Origin of the sequence: Rhodococcus sp. EPR-134 (genome assembly GCF_001647205.1) — a bacterium.
GTDB lineage: Bacteria > Actinomycetota > Actinomycetes > Mycobacteriales > Mycobacteriaceae > Rhodococcus_F > Rhodococcus_F qingshengii.
In genome coordinates this window covers 1-2,382 of sequence record NZ_LVCT01000718.1, presented here as the reverse complement: position 1 = coordinate 2,382, position 2,382 = coordinate 1, and the positions used below count along the sequence as shown (strand labels likewise).

Annotated in this window: 1 protein-coding gene; it reads right to left on the bottom strand. The window is 63.4% G+C overall.

The annotated features are described in order from the left end of the window. On the bottom strand, positions 1–2,032 hold a 2,032-nt coding region (locus A2J01_RS31070; protein ID WP_064114269.1), incomplete at its 3' end, for an ATP-dependent Clp protease ATP-binding subunit. Positions 2,033–2,382 lie beyond the last annotated feature (350 nt).

The following is a 2,382-nucleotide window of genomic DNA, read 5'->3' as shown; positions in this document are numbered from 1 at the left end:
CCACCGAGTACGGGCGTCGTCGAACTGCTTCGGTGAGCTGGCCACCGGCTTCGTAGCCGACGTATCCCGGAGGAGCACCGACGAGTCGGGCCACCGAGTGCTTCTCACCGTATTCGCTCATGTCGATGCGGATCATCGCGCGCTCGTCGTCGAAGAGGAAGTCCGCCAAGGCTTTGGCGAGCTCCGTCTTGCCGACGCCGGTCGGGCCGAGGAACAGGAACGAACCGGTGGGCCGATTGGGGTCGGCGACACCTGCTCGGGCGCGGCGAACCGCATCCGAGACGGCGACGACGGCGTCGGTCTGGCCGACGACACGCTTGCCGAGTTCGGACTCCATGCGGAGCAGCTTCTCGGTTTCGCCTTCCATCATCCGGCCGGCGGGGATTCCGGTCCAGGCTGCGACCACGTCTGCGACGTCGTCGGGCCCGACCTCTTCCTTGAGCATCACGTCACCGTCGGAGGCAGCTCCGGAAGCGGCTGCTGCCTCTTCCAGTTCCTTCTCGAGCGCCGGGATACGGCCGTAGCGCAACTCGGCTGCCTTGCCCAGATCGCCGTCACGCTCAGCGCGTTCGGACTCTCCTCGCAGGGTTTCGAGCTGTTCCTTCAGCACGCGCACCGAGTCGATGGCCTGCTTTTCGTTCTGCCAGCGGGTGCTGAGCTGATTGAGCTTTTCGCGGTCGTCCGCGAGTTCCTGACGCAGCTTCTCGAGCCGCGCCTTGGACGCGTCGTCGGTTTCCTTCTCGAGTGCCACTTCTTCGATTTCGAGTCGGCGAACCGTGCGTTCCACCTCGTCGATCTCGACGGGACGCGAGTCGATCTCCATACGAAGTCGCGATGCGGCTTCGTCCACGAGGTCGATGGCCTTGTCCGGCAGGAACCGCGACGTGATGTAGCGGTCCGACAGCGCGGCAGCCGCCACCAACGCGGAGTCGGTGATGCGCACGCCGTGGTGCACCTCGTAGCGCTCCTTGAGGCCGCGCAGGATACCGATGGTGTCCTCGACCGAGGGCTCACCGACGAGCACCTGCTGGAAACGACGCTCGAGTGCTGCGTCCTTCTCGATGTACTTGCGGTACTCCTCGAGTGTGGTCGCACCGACCAGCCGCAGCTCACCACGGGCGAGCATCGGCTTGATCATGTTGCCTGCGTCCATCGCGGATTCACCGGTGGCTCCGGCGCCGACGATGGTGTGCAACTCGTCGATGAAGGTGATGACCTGTCCGGCACTGTTCTTGATGTCGTCGAGGACAGCTTTGAGGCGTTCTTCGAATTCACCGCGGAACTTGGCACCGGCGACCATGGACCCGAGATCCAGGGACACGACGGTCTTGCCTCGCAGCGATTCCGGGACGTCACCCGCGACGATGCGTTGGGCAAGGCCCTCCACGATCGCGGTCTTGCCGACGCCGGGCTCACCGATGAGTACCGGGTTGTTCTTGGTACGACGCGAGAGCACCTGCACGACACGGCGAATCTCGGTGTCGCGACCGATCACCGGGTCGAGCTTGCCGCTACGTGCAGCTTCGGTGAGGTCGGTGGAGTACTTTTCCAGCGCTTGGTAGGTGCCTTCGGGCTCCGGGCTGGTGACGCGAGCGCTACCGCGGACGGTGGTGAAGGCTTCACGCAATGCGTCCTGGGTGGCGCCGTGCCGTACGAGCAACTGTGCGACGTCGGAGTCGCCGCCGGCCAGTCCGTAGAGGACGTGCTCGGTGGAGACGTATTCGTCGTCCATCTGGGTGGCGAGGTGCTGAGCAGCAGTGAGTGCCGCGAGTGCCTCACGCCCGAGTTGCGGGGTGGAGCTTGCGCCGGTTGTCTTGGGCAGGCGATCGACGATTGCCTGTGCTTCACGGTGTACGACCGTGGGGTCGACGCCTACAGCTTTGAGTAGTGGGGCAGCGATGCCGTCGGTCTGGTCGAGCAATGCGACCAGCAGATGGGCAGGCCGGATATCGGGGTTACCCGCCGACGACGCCGACTGCAGTGCAGCCGTCATCGCAGCCTGGGTCTTGGTTGTTGGTGTGAACGAGTCCACTTGTCACCTTTCTGGCGAAGTCGAACGGGAAGAGCCGCGACCGGTTGGTATTGCGACTGTGTCAATATGCTCAACGCGGACAAACTTGAGTCTATTCCGCTCAAGTTTGTTTTCGCCAGGCCGAGTTGGTTTCGTAGGTCACATTTTCAGCCGTACTAGAATTGTGGCGAGAGTTGCAGCTGGTGCGAAAGGGGGATGGATTGGATCCGACAGTGATCGCCCGTCTGCAATCCAGCCTCGATTCTCTGACCGACGACGAAGAGAGCCGTGCGCACTTCTCGGCAGTGTTCTACACCGGCCTCTTTGCGGAACATCCTCTGTACCGCTCATTGTTCCCCGCCGGGATGGAA